10 protein-coding genes are annotated in these 16,420 nt (G+C 56.8%); 5 read left to right on the top strand and 5 right to left on the bottom strand.

The window, feature by feature from the left end; translation table 11 throughout:
* The first annotated feature begins 583 nt into the window (after positions 1-583).
* Positions 584-1,366, top strand: a complete 783-nt coding sequence (locus tag CAY53_RS09795; protein ID WP_219842664.1) for a threonine/serine exporter family protein — start codon at positions 584-586, stop codon at positions 1,364-1,366.
* On the top strand, positions 1,363-1,806 hold the full coding sequence (locus CAY53_RS09790; protein ID WP_022656490.1) for a threonine/serine exporter family protein: 444 nt from the start codon (positions 1,363-1,365) through the stop codon (positions 1,804-1,806). Before CAY53_RS09795 ends, CAY53_RS09790 begins: the two co-directional genes overlap by 4 nt.
* Positions 1,807-2,373: 567 nt before the next feature.
* On the opposite strand, the gene CAY53_RS09780 is transcribed toward CAY53_RS09790, so the two are convergent.
* The 4 genes from CAY53_RS09780 to ald all read right to left on the bottom strand — a co-directional run bounded on the left by CAY53_RS09780 (position 2,374) and on the right by ald (position 8,287).
* Positions 2,374-3,909, bottom strand: a complete 1,536-nt coding sequence (locus tag CAY53_RS09780; protein ID WP_219842663.1) for an APC family permease — start codon at positions 3,907-3,909, stop codon at positions 2,374-2,376.
* Positions 3,910-4,400: 491 nt separating this feature from the next.
* Positions 4,401-5,564, bottom strand: coding sequence for a sulfoacetaldehyde reductase (sarD, locus tag CAY53_RS09775; RefSeq protein WP_022656488.1), 1,164 nt, complete (start codon positions 5,562-5,564; stop codon positions 4,401-4,403).
* Positions 5,565-5,668: 104 nt separating this feature from the next.
* A complete protein-coding gene (gene tpa / locus CAY53_RS09770) occupies positions 5,669-7,039 on the bottom strand; it encodes a taurine--pyruvate aminotransferase (RefSeq protein WP_022656487.1) in 1,371 nt (456 codons plus the stop codon).
* A 114-nt stretch (positions 7,040-7,153) separates the two neighbouring features.
* Complete coding sequence (gene ald / locus CAY53_RS09765; protein WP_104936944.1) at positions 7,154-8,287, bottom strand: alanine dehydrogenase; 1,134 nt, start codon at positions 8,285-8,287, stop codon at positions 7,154-7,156.
* A gap of 643 nt (positions 8,288-8,930) precedes the next feature.
* Here ald and hpsG point away from each other — a divergent pair.
* The 3 genes from hpsG to CAY53_RS09750 all read left to right on the top strand — a co-directional run bounded on the left by hpsG (position 8,931) and on the right by CAY53_RS09750 (position 14,070).
* Entirely contained in the window at positions 8,931-11,432 is a 2,502-nt protein-coding gene (gene hpsG, locus CAY53_RS09760; protein ID WP_104936943.1) for a (2S)-3-sulfopropanediol dehydratase, read from the top strand.
* Positions 11,433-11,504: 72 nt separating this feature from the next.
* Entirely contained in the window at positions 11,505-12,461 is a 957-nt protein-coding gene (hpsH, locus tag CAY53_RS09755) for a (2S)-3-sulfopropanediol dehydratase activating enzyme (RefSeq protein ID WP_104936942.1), read from the top strand.
* A 208-nt stretch (positions 12,462-12,669) separates the two neighbouring features.
* A complete protein-coding gene (locus CAY53_RS09750; protein WP_104936941.1) occupies positions 12,670-14,070 on the top strand; it encodes a sigma-54 interaction domain-containing protein in 1,401 nt (466 codons plus the stop codon).
* A 336-nt stretch (positions 14,071-14,406) separates the two neighbouring features.
* Here CAY53_RS09750 and CAY53_RS09745 read toward each other — a convergent pair whose 3' ends face one another.
* Positions 14,407-16,236: a GmrSD restriction endonuclease domain-containing protein gene (locus CAY53_RS09745; protein ID WP_104936940.1), complete on the bottom strand. Its 1,830-nt coding sequence runs from the start codon at positions 16,234-16,236 to the stop codon at positions 14,407-14,409.
* Between the last annotated feature and the right edge of the window lie 184 nt (positions 16,237-16,420).

Here is a 16,420-nt window from a genome sequence, read left to right as displayed (position 1 = left end):
TCCCAAAGGTAGAAAGAATAAATTGCAGTGCCTCATGCCTGACTCTCAGTGAATGCGCAGAGGTGTCCTGTCCTCCTGGGGACTTTCTTCTCCCCCGGCTTGAACAGCCCGATGAGACACTGCCTTGCACGCTGCCTCGAACCATAGGCAACTCCGTTTATTTTCACGATAAGCTACACGCTCGGGCAGCATTACGCCAGCCCGAACAGGCGTATGGCCCTTTTTTGCGGCTCAGCCTGCAGCGGGAAGGCCTTGCAGGATGAGGTGCGTCCGCCAGCTCCACGCCGGGTCTGTCCACCCGGCCGCGGTCCCCAGGCAGAGTCTGGGCTGTGCGGGCGCCAAAGCCCATGGCCTTGAGGCCGTCTTGAACGAGGCGCTCTTTTTGATGCCATCAATCACCTGCCTTCTGTCTCGTAAACGCCTGCCGTGCCCGCCGGGCTGCCGGCCCTGCCAGCAGGGCAGAGCACCGCCTTCCTGTTTGCATCACGCCCCTGCAAATGCTATATGAAGGAGCCGGAGGCATCCATAAGCTGACAGAAATGCCGCTTCAGCAACGAAAGAGGCGCATGGGGGAAACCTCAATATGGGAACAGACAGGACCCGGAATATCACGCCGGAGCAGGTGCTCGCCTGCGCCATCGATATCGGGGAGCAGCTTTTGATCAACGGCGCAGAGGCCTGGCGTGTCGAGGATACGATCCGGCGGCTCAGTAAAGCCTACGGCATGAAGCAGGTGCATGTTTTTTCGATGACCTCGATGATCATGGCCACGGTCGAAACGCCGGACGGACACTGGGAGAGCCAGTCGCGGCGCGTGTTGCGCTATGGCATCGACATGACCAGGCTGGATGCGCTCAACAGCCTGTCCAGAAGCATCTGTCGGGAGCAGTACGACTATGCGACGGTGCGGGAGAAATTTGACGCTGCGCGCGCCGGGAAACGCTACTCCTGGCCAGTGCAGTGTCTGGTCGGCGCCTTGATCGGCGCCTCCTTTACGGTATTTTTCGGCGGTTCCCTGCGCGACGCGTGCGCGGCCTGCCTGGTGGGTGCCATTATCCGTGCTCTGGTCTTTCTGCTGGACCGGCCGCAGATCATGCCCATGTTCTCCAACACCCTGACCTCCTTTCTGGCGGGACTGGCCTGCATCGCCGTCTGCAGCACAGGCTTGGGGCGGAATCTGGATGCCATCATGATCGGAAGCATCATGCTGCTGATTCCGGGCGTCATCCTGACCAACTCCTTTCGCGATTTCATCAGTGGCGACATGATGACAGGATTGCTGCATTTTATGGAGGCGATGCTGATTGCGCTGTGCGTAGCAGGCGGTTTCGCAGCAGCGATTCTGGCCACAGGAGGCCAATTGTGACTCAGGCATATATGGCGGTCCTCGCTGCCTTTTTTGGTTCTCTGGGTTTTGCCCTGCTGTACAACATGCGGGGAAAGCGCATTCTGGTGCCGGCAGTGGGCGGCGCCTTCTTCTGGGGCTTTTATCTGGTCTTCGTTCAGGTGACCGGCAATCCCTATCTCGGTTTTTTCATTTCGGCGGTGCTGCTCACCGCCTATGCGGAGGTCTGGGCCATCGTTCTGAAAACGCCGGTCACCGTGCCGCTGATTCCCACTGTCATCCCCTTCATCCCCGGCGGCGGCCTGTACTATTCGGTCAACGCCCTGCTGCGGGGAGACCTCCATGCCTTCGCCGGGAAGGCAGCGCAGACCATGGGGCTCGCTCTGGCCCTGGCGGTGGGCATCATGCTGGCCACCTCCCTGGCCAAGCTCCTGCGGTTTTACTACGAAAACATCCGCTGAAGCCGATCATCCGGGGCGCCCGCCTGCCGAGGATTCGGCATGAGGCAGGACTCTCACTCCAGGTTCACCTTCGCAGCAGGCTGAGAAGCCACAGCGCCGGTTTCGGAAAGGTCGCCAACAGGGGCAATCTTGCCAGCCAGGAAATCTTTTCAAGGCGGACATGATCACCTGAACTTGCGTTCGCGGCGCATGGAACACCAATGAACAGGGCGTAGAAGATGGTGGCGCGGCGATCTGCCTGCTTCCGCAGCGGCGGTGTAAACAAACCGGTATGCTCCGGTCACGGGACGGGGGCGCCGATGGCCTTTCTGACCGATCGGCGCAGCGATTCCCGTGAGCAGGGCAGCAGCACCCTGTTACTTTCCGATAAGTGGAGAGCGCGGATCAGGAACAGGGTGACGATCATGATGCATGATAAGCCTACCGTAAAACCAGGTAATGGACCCTGGCCTGATACGCTGTAAATTCGCCATGGGGCTCAAGGGCATGTCAACCCCACGTCACCTGCGGTGACAGCGTAACCCCTGCTGTCATCGCTGCCTGCCTGAAATTTTTTCAGGGACAGAACTATTTCCGTTTGAAAAAGATCGGCATGTCCGCCTTACCCAAAATGAGGGTAGAAAATTCTTCGGTCTTCATGGACTTCAGGTCCGCACGCCTGATCATGTAGAAAATGGCACCAAGGCCGCACCAGACCAGCAGGGCATACCAGGATTCGATGGCAATGGCTGCCGGAGAACCAGGAATGGTCAGCAGTCCCAGACACAGAAGTGATGTGCATACGCCGATGACGGCATAAACTTTGTCGCGGCCGGACCCGGGCAGTGTCGGATGTGCCGCCATGAAACGGTATGCGGTCATGGCTGTGAATCCGTAGGCGATGACCGTGCCAATGGCCGACATGTCCACCACCCAGTTCAAGGCTTCCCGACCGAACCACGGTGCGGTGAGGGCCACGATCATGGTGAATACGACGGTGCAATGTGGGGAATGATGTTTATGATGAACCCTGTTGAAGCATTCCGGCAGGAATTTGGCGCGGGCCATGCCGAACAGCAGACGACTGGTGGCGATATAAAAGCCATTGATGCCGGTGAGGATGGCCGCCAACACGGTCAGGGCGAGAATGATGCTCCCCACGGAGCCCAACGTGAACCTGGCGACATAGCCTGTGGTCCAGACATGATTTGCAGCCAGCAGTTCGGGATACGGGAGAACAACGCCCACACCCAGCGTGACCAGCGCGTATATGCCTCCGCCAAGCAGAATGGCAGCCACCATGAGGAACGTGGACTTGTTCGGCGGAAAGTCGAATTCCTCCGCCGCCTGAGGGATGGTATCAAAACCCACGTACAACCAAGGGGCTATGGCCACTATGGAGGCCACGGCGCCCAGAGGCGATACGTTTTGTGCGAAGAATGGGCGCAAATTGTCCAGATGCGCTGTAGGTGCGAAAAAGGAGCCGCAGCAGAAAACAACTACGCCGGTCACCAGAATCAGGGCCAGAATTGCCTGTGTGCCACCTGCAAAGCTCACGCCCCGGTAATTGATGAAACCAAAAAGCAACACGGCTCCGGAAAGTAACATCAGCTCTCCGGCGTACACATCCCATCCCGCGATGGTATACATGTATCCCCATTCGAACAGGCCTGGCAGCAGGAACCGGGTGAGCAGTGCAATGGCTGTGGCATTCAAGGCGATGATACAGGTGTAACCGAGTGCCAGGGCCCACCCACAGATGAATGCGGCTGTCGGACCGAATCCGGCGTAGGCATAGGCGAATTCTCCGCCCGCCACAGGATAGTATTCGATCATTTTCCCATAACTCAGGGCGATAAAAGCGAGCAGGCCGGCACCGAGGATAAAGCCGATGCACGCGGCTATGGGGCCGGCTTGGGGAAGAAAACGAATGCCCGGCAATACGAAGCACCCCCAGCCGAGGATGCAACCCAAAGCCAGTGTCCAGACCTGAAACGGCGACAGGGACTTCTTGAGTACGATACGGTCCTCTTCGAGTACGGCACAGTCTGCTGCTTGTTCCGGCGAATGTGAGTTCATAATTCCTCCTTCAATGTGTTCAGCGCCATTTCTGCTCCATCTCATTAATGGTTCATGCGGATCAGTAATGGTTCATGCGGATCGGCTGGCTTCCCTGGAGGCAATGACTACCGGTTCATGGCTCATTCTTGGAGGAAATGTGTTGATCTTCCAAAAAAGATGCACCCGTTCATGCACAAAACAACGAATAATACCAGCGTACCGCAATGCGCGGAGAGGTGATTTCGGCCTCGTTGTCCAATTGAATTGGTCGAAAAAGAACAGTTATGCTTCAAATTTTCCTTTCAGGTTCACCTCCACATCATTTGAACACCTGACCGCTGACAAGCCCCGCCTGAATTCCAGGGGCTCCGATAGCGGCTTGCTGGATAGTGGGGGCAACCATGGTATGATCGATATACGTTCCATGCCAGGCTCCCCCACTGTTGCAAAAGAAGAAAGAATAATCGTAACAATCAGCCGCACTGCAAGACAAAGCTTTCGACGGCTTTACGTGCTCCTGAAGCGGATAAAGCGTCCGTGCTCCGGATCTGGGCTCAGTTCTCGAAATTCGCCTCCAACAGGGCCAGAATCTGGTCGCGACTGGCCTTTCTGGGGTTGTTGTCCAGCAGGCGCTTGGCGGCAAAGGCGCGGTCGGCACTGGCCGGCAGGTCTTCTTTCTTCACCTTGTAGTGGGCAAGGCCGGTCTTGATGTCGAGATCCCGCAGCAGATCGCGGAAAGCGGCCTCCACATCGGCGGCGCGGTCAAGCACACTCATCATGCCGACGCGGTCTTCGCCACGCAGAATATCGGCCACAGTGGCGTACTTGTCCGGATTGGCGATGTAGTTGAAGCCCACGGAGAAGGGGGAACAAATGGCTATCGCCAGGCCATGAGGGATGTGGCACTCCACAGGCAAGGTGGTGCCCACCGCATGAATGATGCCGTTTTGCGTGTTGCCAAAGCCCATGCCGGCCAGGGCCGAGCCGTAGAGCATGGCGTCCCGGGCGGCCAGATTGCCACCGTTGGCGTAGGCCTGCCGGATGTTGGCGCCCACCATTTTCATGGCGGCCAGGTTGAGGGCGTCGGTGATGGGGGTGGCCGCGATGCCGCAGAAGGACTCCATGGCGTGCACGAAGGCGTCAACGCCGGTCATCGCGGTGACACGCGGGGGCAAGCCCACGGTGAGCGACGCGTCGAGCAGCACCACGTCGGCGTACATGTGCTCGGAAACCACGCCCTTCTTGCCGCCGTTCTTGGTGTCGGCCAGAACGGAGATGTTGGTCATTTCGCTGCCCGTTCCCGCTGTGGTGGGAATCAGTATCTTGGGCAGGGACGGATTGGGCACCAGGTTCATACCGAAATATTTGTCAATCGGCCCCTCGTTGGAGAGCAGCACAGCGGCGGCCTTGGTGGTGTCCAGGGCGCTGCCGCCGCCGAAGCCGATGAGCACATCGGCCTTGAAGTCCTTGGCCGCGTCGGCGCAGGCCTGGATGGAATCCATGCTGGGCTCGAGCTCGGCCTTGGCGAAGAGTTCCCAGGCAATGCTGCCCGCGGTCAGAACCTCTTCCAGAGGCTGCTGCACGTTCAGCTTGGCCAGACCGGGATCGGTAACGATCAGGGCACGGGAGCCCTTGAGGCTCTTGACTTCCTTGGCGGCATCCTTGATGGAGCCGTTGCCGTGAACGATCTTTTTGACGGTGAAATGAGAAAAAGGCATGACGTGATGTCCTCCTGTGTGCAGGTTGTGGGTTGGACTGGACTCCGGGCTGTTTGAGGCGGACCGGACTTTTGGCAGCCCGGCCCGCCTGGCCGCTCACTACTTTAGAGGCCGAATTTCTTTTCGATGTCGACGAAGGCCTTGTCGATGCCGCCGACGATCTCTTCGATGTCGGACTTGGTGGCGATCAGAGCCGGGCACAGCGTCAGGGTATTGTTAAGCTCGCGGAAGGACCGGGAGGTCTTGCCGATAAGCACTCCATTGGCCTTGGCCGCGCCCACCATGGCGTTGGCCACAGCCTCGGCGATGGGTTCCTTGGTGGCGCGATCCTTCACAATCTCGATGCCCGCAAACAGGCCACGGCCCCGCACGTCGCCAATGATGGCGTGTTTCTCCATCAGCCCCTTGAGGCCTTCCAGCAGGTAGTCGCCCATGGTCACGCAGTTTTCCAGCAGCTTCTCCCGCTCGATGATCTCCATGTTGGCCAACGCCGCTGTCGGGCCTGCAGTGCAACCGCCAAAGGTGCTGATGTCGCGGAAATAGGCGTCGTGATCCGCCGGGTCGGCCAGGAAGTCCTGGAACACCTTTTCGGTGGTCACTGTGCAGGAAATCGCCGCATAGCCAGAGGCCACGCCCTTGGCCATGGTCACGATATCGGGCTGCACGTTCCAGTACTGATAGCCGAACCACTTGCCGGTACGGCCCAGGCCACAAACCACCTCGTCGAAAATCAGCAGGATGCCATACTTGTCGCAGATTTCGCGCATGGTTTCGTAATAGCCCTCTGGCGGCACCAGAATGCCTCCGCCTGCGGTCATGGTTTCCACGATCACGCCGCCGATTTCATCCGGGCCGACACTGAGGATGACCTCTTCCAGTTGCTTCGCCATCTTCACGCCCAGGTCGGCGCAGGGGCCAAACTTGGAGCGATACACATCGCAGTCCGGGAAGACATGGAAGCCAGGGGTAAAGGGGCCGTACTGCACCCGACGCTCGAACTGCCCGCAGGCGCTCAAGGCGGTGATGGTCGTGCCGTGGTAGTCGCGGTCACGATAGATGATGCCGGTCTTTTTGCCCTTGTGCTTGAGCTGGCCAATCTGACGAACGATCTTGAAAGCCTTCTCGTTGGCCTCGGAACCGGAGTTGGAAAGATACACACGGCTCAGGCCGGGCATCTTGGCAATCAGCTTTTCGGAAAATTTGATGGTGGGCACGTTGCCAATGCCGTTGGCGAAGTAGCACAGATCCATCATCTGCGCGGCCACCGCATCCACGATTTCCTTGCGGCCATAACCCACGTTCACTGTCCACACGCCGCCGGAAACGGCATCGAGATAGGTCTTGCCGCCAATATCCGTGACGCGCATGCCCTCGCCCTTGACATAGATGGCTGGCTCGAAGCCCTTATGCTGGGTCAGATGATGCCAGACGTGCGTCTTGTCCAAGGTGATCAGCTCTTCCTTGTTAAAAGACATGGTCTTGTCCTCCTCTCGTAAAAAGGTTGTGTAGGGGGAGGAGTGTGCAGAGCCCGCTCCCCCATGATGTTGTGCCACCCTCAGTCTGCACGCGAGGCGGGGCACTGCCCCATCTCACTTCAGCAGATCGGCGACGTTTTCAAGCTTATAGTTCAGGGCTTCGGCCACAGCCTTGAAGTACACCTTGCCATCGCAGGTGTTGATGCCACGGGCCAGGGCTTTGTCATCCCTGCAGGCCTGTGTCCAGCCCTTGTCTGCCAGGGCGACCATGTACGGCATGGTGGCGTTGGTCAGAGTGAAGGTGGCCGTACGGGCCACAGCGCCTGGCATGTTGCCCACAGAGTAGCAGACCAGCTCGCCCTTCTTGATTTTATGCCTGAAGGTAGGCTTATCGTGATAGGTGGCGCCATGCTTGGCTGTAGGCTCGATGCAGCCGCCCTGATCGATGGCTACGTCCACAATGGCAGCGCCGGCCTTCATCTCCTGCACCATGTCCTCGGTCACCAGCTTCGGCGTCAGGGCGCCGGGAATCAGCACGGAACCGACGACCAGATCGGCATCCTTCACCGCCGCGGCTATGTTGAAGGCATTGGAGGCCAGGGTCTGGATGCGGCCGCCGTAGATGTCGTCGATCTGGCGCAGGCGGAACAGATTGTTGTCGATAATGGTCACCCGGGCGCCCATGCCCATAGCCACCTTGGCCGCGGACAGACCCACCGTGCCGGCGCCGATGACGACAACGTGGGCGGCCTGCACGCCGGCGGTTCCACCCATCAGCACGCCCATGCCACCCTCGATCTTGGTCAGCATCTGGGCACCGACCTGCACGGACATGCGGCCAGCGATTTCGGACATTGGCGCCAGCAGGGGCAGGCCGCCATTGTCAAACTGGACGGTTTCGTAGGCAATGCCCACGACCTTTTTGTCGATCAGGGCCTTGGTCAGGGCGGGCTCGGGGGCGAGGTGCAGATAGGTGAACAGAATCAGCCCCTCATGGAACAGGTCGTACTCGGGCGGCAAGGGTTCCTTCACCTTCACGACCATCTCGGCATCCCAGCATTCCTTGGCGGTGCCGACCATCTTGGCCCCTGCGGCTACGAACTCTTCGTCAGTGATCATGCTGCCCAAACCGGCGCCTTTCTCCACAACGACCTTGTGGCCAGCGCCAACCAGAGCGTAAACTCCGGCGGGAGTGATGCCAACACGGTTCTCCTGTGCCTTGATTTCTTTGGGAACACCTACTAGCATTTGCTGTACTCCTTTGTTGTGTATGAATGTTTAATGTACTGCTGCCCTGCCAGACAGCCCGGGCCCTGGCTGCTTTTCATTATAAAGCACAATGCGTGCCACCCATTCGGCGCAATCCTGCAACATGCGGCCAAGGTCGTTCAAAGCCATTATTGCCTTGATTTACCTGGTTTTTCGCTCTGTTTTCAAAGTCTTATATCAATTGGCCAGGGGCTTTGCCCTATCCGAGTAGTGCAATAACCGTCGCAAAAACACATCATTTTCCCCGGGGCAGGGATGCGCAGGAGTGCCGGGTAATTATGCAGTAATATTAATGGGAAATATAATATACTTTGATGAATGGGCCTGGGCATGCCCGGGCAATCCGCTGCAATTTTGCACCATCAAAAGGAATTGGAGTAATATTGACTTTCAAGAGGTGCAAATTCGCAACAGTTCACGTCTGTGTGGGCAGCGCTGCGGGCAATTTTGCGCACCGCTTCCCCATGATAACTATATTTCAGCGAGTTACATCCCGGTTCGGACAGATTGCCGGAGGCTGCGAATATGGCATGGCTTATGCTACTATAAAAATGCCAATTGAGGTATGAGCAATCGGGCGCAGCAGCTTTTTTTACTCACATTTTTTTCAAGGAGTTGAGCCATGTACAATCCCGTGCCGACCTGCGAGTGTCAGTCTCCCCAGGAACAACGCGTCTTTGACCAGATTGAGGGCAAGGAAGACAAGTTCCGCAAAACCCACTCCCGCGTCTTCAAACTGCTGGACCGTTTTGAAGGCCAAAAGCCGCGTATCGACATCGAACGCGCCCTGTACTTCACACAGTCCATGCAGGAGACCGAAGGCCAGCCTCTGGTGCTGCGCTGGGCCAAGGCGCTGATGCACATCGCCCGCAACATCACGGTGTATGTGCAGGACGATCAGCTTCTGTTGGGCCGGGCCGGCTGCGATGGCCGTTATGGCATCCTGTATCCCGAGCTGGACGGCGATTTTCTGGACATTGCCGTGCGCGATCTGCCCACCCGCAAGACCTCTCCGGCGACCATCACCCCCGAGGACGCCAAGCGCGTCATCGAGGAGATCGCACCCTACTGGAAGGGCAAGACCTTTCACGAGTCCCTGAACGCGGCCCTGCCGCCGGAGGTGCACAAACTGACCTACGATGATCCCCGGGGCCTGATCTCCCGCTTCATCGTCAATGAGACCGCTTCCTTCCGTTCGTCCATTCAGTGGGTGCACGACTATGGCAAAATTCTGAAGCGGGGCTTCAACGGCATCAAAAAAGAGGCCGAGGAGAAGCTGGCCGCCCTTGACCCGATGAGCCCGAAGGACCGGTGCGAGAAACGCCCCTTTCTGGAAGCCATCGTCATCGTGTGCGACGCCATTGTGCTCTGGGCGAAACGTCACGCCGAGGCGGCCCGCCAAAAGGCTGCCGTGGAGACGGACCCCGTCCGCAAGGCAGAGCTTTTGCGCATGGCGGAAAACGCCGAGCATGTGCCGGGCGAGCCGGCCCGCAATTTCTACGAGGCCTGCCAAAGCCAGTGGTTCACCCAGATGTTCTCCCGTATGGAGCAGAAGACAGGCACCACCATTTCCAACGGTCGCATGGACCAGTATTTTTATCCCTACTACCAGCAGGACCGGGCGGCGGGGATCCTGACCGACAGCCAGGCCATGGAGCTTCTGGAATGCATGTGGGTGGGCATGGCCGAATTCATCGACATGTACATTTCCCCCACTGGCGGCGCCTTCAACGAGGGCTATGCCCACTGGGAGGCCGTGACCGTTGGCGGCCAGACTCCCGACGGCCGTGACGCCAGCAACGAGCTGACCTCGCTTATCCTCAAGTCCAAGCGGGAGTTTCCGCTGCACTACCCGGATCTGGCGGCCCGCATCCATTCCCGCGCGCCCGAGTCTTATCTCTGGGATGTGGCTGAGACCATCAAGTTCGGATCCGGCTTCCCCAAGCTGATCAACGACGAGGAGGTGGTGCCGCTGTACGTCTCCAAGGGCGCGACCTTCGAGGAAGCGCTGGATTATGCCGTGTCCGGTTGCACCGAGGCCCGGATGCCCAACCGCGACACCTACACCTCTGGCGGCGCCTACATCAATTTTGCCGCTGCGCTGGAAATGGTGCTGCGCAACGGCCGGATGAAGAAGTATGGTGATCAGGTTTTGGGCATTGAGACCGGCGATCCCCGCAGTTTCAAGACCTGGGATGAATTCTGGAACGCCTATGTGCAGCAGCATCTGCTGTTCGTCAAGACGGCCTTTACCCAGCAGTATATCATCAACAAGCTGCGGGCACAGCATTTTGCGCAGCCCATGGGTTCAGCCATGCACGACCTGAGCATGAAGCACTGCATCGACCTGCACCAGGAGCAGATTCCGGAAGGCATCAACCTGGGCTACTTCGAGTATATTGGTTTCGGTACGGTGGTGGATTCGCTGGCAGCGGTGAAGAAGCTGGTCTTTGAGGAGAAGAAGCTGAGCATGGACAAACTGATCCAGGCCATTGACGCGGACTTCGAAGGCTATGAAGATGTGCGCGCCTTGCTGCGCTCCACGCCCTGCTATGGCAACAACGACGAATATGCAGACGCTATCGGCCGCGAGGTTGACAAACTTTCCGTGGAATACGGCGGCAAGTACTCCATGCGGGATCTGGGCATGCACAACGACGTGCGCTACGTGCCCTTTACCTCCCACGTGCCCTTTGGCAAAGTGGTTTCCGCCACGCCCAACGGCCGCACCGACGGCTTCCCGCTCTCCGACGGTTCCTCCGCCTCCCATGGCGCTGACGTCAACGGGCCCACGGCCATCCTGCTCTCGAACTACACCACCAAGAATATGGGTATGCGCGACCGCGCCGCCCGTATGCTGAACATCAAATTCACCCCCAAGTGTCTTGAAGGTGAACAGGGCACCGAGAAGCTGGTTTCCTTCATCCGGACTTTCTGCGACCTGAAACTCTGGCACGTGCAGTTCAACGTGCTGAACCGGGAAACTCTCCTGGCCGCACAGAAAGATCCCCAGAAGTACCGCAATCTGATCGTCCGCATTGCCGGATACAGCGCCTATTTTGTGGATCTGTCTCCTGATCTGCAGAATGACCTCATCGCCCGTACCGAACACGGAACCATGTAAGTCCGGGCTTGATGCCGGGGAGGCTTTTCGGAAGCCTCCCCGTTTTTTTTAAACGCATAAAGGGAAATTGCCATGTCAGGTGTCGATAAGGATCAGGATCTTGCACAGACTGGGACGGTCTTCAACATCCAGAAATATTCGGTGCATGACGGCCCGGGGATCAGAACCATCGTCTTTTCCAAGGGATGCTCCCTGCGTTGCCGCTGGTGCAGCAATCCGGAATCCCAACTGGTGGTTCCGGAACTGGCCTACAATCGGGGTCGCTGCCTTGAGGTGGACAAATGCGGCCACTGCATTGACGCCTGTCCCAGCCATGCCATTCGCCGCGGCGATGATGACAAGCCGGTGCTTGACCGTAAGTACTGTGCCGATTGCGCTGCCATGCCCTGCGTGGCGGCCTGCCCGGCGCAGGCGCTTCTGGTTTACGGGAGCACACGCTCTGTCGCGGATGTGCTCTCGGCGGTGCAAAAGGACGCCATCTTCTACTCGCGCTCGGGTGGCGGCATGACCATCTCCGGAGGCGAGCCGCTCCTCCACGCCGACTTTGCCGTGGCACTGCTGCGGCAGGCGCGCGCCCACCGTCTCAAGACCGCAGTGGAAACCTGCGCCATGGTGCCGGCTGCAACCCTGCGTGCCGCAGCGCCATACCTCAACTACGTGCTCTTTGACCTCAAGCACATGGACAGCGCCGTACACAAGGAACAGACCGGCCACTCCAACGAGACCATCCTGGAGAATTTCCGGATTCTGGTCACGGAATTCCCCGAACTGCCGGTGCTCGCCCGAACGCCGGTCATTCCCGGCTTCAACGACAACGAGGCAAGCATCCGGGCCATCGCCGAGTTCATCAAACCCTACGGACAGGTGGAGTATGAGATGCTGCCCTACCACCGGCTGGGTACCCAGAAGTACGAATTTCTGGGACGTACCCCGCCCATGGGCGCGACCAAACTGGACGAGGTCCTGTTCTCCCGGCTCCTGGGCGTTGCGAAGGAGGTTCTGGGAGCGCGCGTACGCAATCCCGCATGAAGTTTCAAAGCCTTGCGGATCTGAAGCCTGATTGCCGGGATCGCCGACATTTTTGACGGAGCACGCAAAAACGGGGAGCCAAAGGACGGCATTGCCACCGTCGCGCCCAATCGATATAATGAATCGGCAGCAGAAGACCCGCCCAGCCATTTGGTGGCAGCTTTTGGCGCAAGCCCTGTAAGATATATCCTATCTTCTTCATGTCGCCATGGGACGCTCCAACGAAATTCTCGCCCGATATGTCGAGCGCATCCTCGACACCCTGCCCGATGGGCTGTTCATTTCCGACGTTTCCGGCATGACCCTCTACATCAACCGGATGTACGAGCAACTGACCGGCCTGAAGCAGGAGCGTGTGGTGGGCAAGAACGTGCGTTCCCTGGTCCAGGAAGGTATTTTTGATCACATCCTCAACCCGGAAATCGTTCGGACCGGCAAACCCACCACCCGTGTGCAGCAACTCAGTGACGGAAAGAAACTGGTGCTGTCGGGCTTTCCGGTCTTTGATCAGACGGGCGCCATTTGCCTGGTGCTCACCTTTGCCCGGGACGTCACCAGTTTGACCGATCTCCAGGAACGGCTGGACGGGCAGCGCCAGCTCATTGAGCAGATCAATGATCAACTGGCCCACATGGCCCAGGAACACGAACCCGACGCGCTGGTTTTCGCCAGTCAGTCCATGAGCAGAATCATGGCGCTCCTGGAGCGTTTCGCCGCCACCGACGCCACTGTGCTGATTCTTGGGGAAACCGGTTCGGGCAAGGACGTGTTCGCCCGCCTGACCCACAGTCTGAGCCTGCGCAAAGGCAAGGTCATGCTCAAGGTGGACTGCGGCGGCATTTCTGAATCGCTGACCGAATCCGAGCTGTTCGGCTACAATCCCGGCGCCTTTACCGGCGCTTCCAGCAGGGGCAAGGCGGGCTATTTTGAAATCGCTGATGGCGGCACCATCTTTCTGGATGAAGTGGGAGAGCTGTCCCTGCCCATGCAGACCCGTCTTCTGCGGGTTCTGCAGGACGGGGAAATCATGCGGGTGGGCGCCTCGTCGCCCCGCAAGGTGAACGTGCGTGTCATCGCGGCCACCAATCGCAACCTGGCCGAATGCGTAGAGGCCGGCGCCTTTCGTCGCGACCTGTACTATCGGCTCAACGTGGCCACGGTGCGCATCCCTCCGCTTAGGGAACGGCCCGAGGACATCCCCCCCCTGGCCGAGTATTTCCTGAAACAGTACATGGGCAAATACCACAAGGCGCTGGCCTTCATGGGCGTCACACTCGACATGATGGCAACCTATCCCTGGCCCGGCAATGTACGGGAGCTGCAGAACATGGTGCACAGTCTGGTCATCACCCACAATGGCCCGCTTGTGGCCCCTCAGGACCTGCCGGCCAACATCACAGGCGGTCATACGGGTGATGGACGCTACTATTCCGAGGAAATCCTGACCGGTCATCGTCCCCTGAAGGACATCATGGCGGAAATGGAGCGGGATTTTCTCCGCAAGGCCATTGAAGTGCATGGGTCTGTGCAAAAGGTGGCCGGCCTTTTCCATATCAATCGCAGTACCATCTTTCGCAAGCTTCAGAACGGACGCCGCTCAGAGGAATGATGTGGCGGAAAACCTGCAGTTGCCGGGATAGCATATTCCGGACATCAGAATGGGGAAAGCATGAACTGAACAAGGAGTCGGGAATGAAGATCCCAGGAAACGTGCAATTGGCTCCCGGACAGTGAGGAGATGCTGATGGAGATGCCACGCAACACATCAAGAACACCAAAGCCCAGCTTATCGAACAATTTTCTTCCCATAGCATCCCGTTGAAAAAATATTTCAGGTTTCGGGAATTGCAAATTTTAAGTGACGCAGAATCAGTGAGTCGCTCATCTGCCTTACGAAATTTTTTACTCAAAATGTGTGTGTTATTGCGGATTCTTCAACGGACTGTTAAGTCTCCTCACCATTCAGAATATATTCGCCGCCTTCTGGAATTGTACCGATTGGCTTTCCCATGGCGCTTGAAACAAGCTTGCTCAATCTCTTTCGACGATCATTAATAAACGCGCTGTAATCATCCGCTCTAAGTAGATTCGGGTCGAGCGCATGGCTGCCCAATATCTCGCTCATCTCTTCGGCAGTAAGTTGCACATTCTTTTCAGCTTGAAGGCGCGGGATATAAACGGAAGGTGCATTCCCACCAATTTTACGATTAGCCTTGTATGACAGCGGCGTTTTGTTCAGAATCGAGTCGTAGGATTCTTTTTTTATTCCCTGCTCTTCGCACCAAGTTCGTGGGAAGATATGATGAATATCAAGGGCAACTTCGTCGAGATCCAGTTCTTTTATTCCTGCTTTCCAGAGCCAATCCTGCGCGCCTTCCCGCAATACCAGCACATTGATTCCCTTGTAGGCAGCACTTAGACGCGAACGTAAGGTATCAAAACGGTCCGGCTGGAAGTTGGCATCTAACACGGTACGCGGTAGCGATTTGTCATTTTCAAACCATTGGATCAACTCTTCATAGTCATTTGCAATCCGCGTTTCTACTGCACCACCATAAAGCTCACCAAGCACACCACACCAAAACCACTGAGCCAACTTGCCATAGATTTTCGGCTCCAGCCATTTTTCCCCCAGATACGTCAAAATGGCAGCCAATGGCACAATCTGAGTGCTGTACGGCAGCTCTTTGCGGTTGTAAAAGGACTCTTTTTTCAGAAACTTTGCGGCTAATTTGAAACCTTGCTCCAGCTTATCTGCCCAATCTTTCCAAGCAGAAAGCGGAAGTTCCAATACGTCGGCGCGCTTGGCACTGACAGGACGTACTGCATTGCCGTTTTTTCCGGATTCAATATCTGTCTGTTTGCGCTGCCACGTATATACAAGGGTAATTGCTTGCAAAAATTCGGTAGGTTCCACGCCAGTCAATAGTGGATTTTCTGCAATTCGTTTTTTTCTGGAATCGACTTTTCGCAATTCTGAGCCAAACCAGTCGTCACGCAAATTGAATCCCTCTGCAGCATAGCTTGCCGTAATCAACTCGAATACGGTGAGCTGCACACCACCGGTATTTACTTTTTCAAACACTAGGCAAACGGCTTCCTTAGAAGTGTTTTTATGTAATTGAATTACCGGAAGATGGTATTTGCGGAACGATTCCGGGATCTGGCTGCGAAATTTCATGTAAGTGTCCCAGTGTTTAGGGGCCACACTATGCAGGCATTTTTCCCATTCGTCTGAATTCATCAATTGCGTACAAGGAAAATACAATTGCTTACACTCCTGTTCGCGTGTTGACAAATCCAAGACCACGCGGCCAAAGTTGCTATACAATTGACGGTTTTCATCAACGGCGATGATTGCCGAATCTAGATCATAGGGCGATTCGACGGCCAAATTTATATCAAAATAATAATACAGCCGGATCTTCTTTCCCTTGCTTGTGCGTGTCTGCACGGGGGTAGGTAGTGCCAAAGTTTGGTTTAAGGTTGTCAGGCGCTGCTGACCATCAAGGATTAGCTTTTCCGGTGCGACATCTTTGGCTGCGGCCGTTTCCAATCCTTCCAATGGCCGCGTCTGTAATTTAACATCACCACCGGTTTCAAGCAACATTACAGCGCCAATAGGGAAAGACCGTGCGACACTGGCCAGAAGGTCACGTATGTGGTCATCATCCCAAACCCAACCACGCTGAAAATCCGGTAGCTGTATTTTACCAGTACAAATATCCTGAAGAAGTGTGTCGAGGGATATTTTCGTGCTATCAAATGTGCTCATTCTGGCTCTCCATACTGTTATTAGATTGCCGGCTTCACAATTCTGAACGCAATCAGAAACGATTTATTGGTAAATTGCAACTTGCAATTGGGTGCATTCAAATTGCAAATGCACCGGTGAGGGCGTGATTAAAAACCTCAGCGGGAGTCTGGTAGTGTGGTTCCTCGCTGTTTCATGTGGGCAA

The organism is Desulfobulbus oralis (genome assembly GCF_002952055.1).
GTDB lineage: Bacteria > Desulfobacterota > Desulfobulbia > Desulfobulbales > Desulfobulbaceae > Desulfobulbus > Desulfobulbus oralis.
Note: the sequence above shows the minus strand (reverse complement) of the source record. Positions and strands in the feature narration are given on the sequence as shown.

Excerpts from the sequence above, each read along its gene's own strand:
- CAY53_RS09750 (WP_104936941.1), top strand. The coding sequence starts at position 12,670 with ATGGGACGCTCCAACGAAATTCTCGCCCGATATGTCGAGCGCATCCTC.
- sarD (WP_022656488.1), bottom strand. The coding sequence starts at position 5,564 with ATGCCTTTTTCTCATTTCACCGTCAAAAAGATCGTTCACGGCAACGGC.
- CAY53_RS09795 (WP_219842664.1), top strand. The coding sequence starts at position 584 with ATGGGAACAGACAGGACCCGGAATATCACGCCGGAGCAGGTGCTCGCC.
- hpsG (WP_104936943.1), top strand. The coding sequence starts at position 8,931 with ATGTACAATCCCGTGCCGACCTGCGAGTGTCAGTCTCCCCAGGAACAA.
- hpsH (WP_104936942.1), top strand. The coding sequence starts at position 11,505 with ATGTCAGGTGTCGATAAGGATCAGGATCTTGCACAGACTGGGACGGTC.
- ald (WP_104936944.1), bottom strand. The coding sequence starts at position 8,287 with ATGCTAGTAGGTGTTCCCAAAGAAATCAAGGCACAGGAGAACCGTGTT.
- tpa (WP_022656487.1), bottom strand. The coding sequence starts at position 7,039 with ATGTCTTTTAACAAGGAAGAGCTGATCACCTTGGACAAGACGCACGTC.
- CAY53_RS09745 (WP_104936940.1), bottom strand. The coding sequence starts at position 16,236 with ATGAGCACATTTGATAGCACGAAAATATCCCTCGACACACTTCTTCAG.
- CAY53_RS09780 (WP_219842663.1), bottom strand. The coding sequence starts at position 3,909 with ATGAGATGGAGCAGAAATGGCGCTGAACACATTGAAGGAGGAATTATG.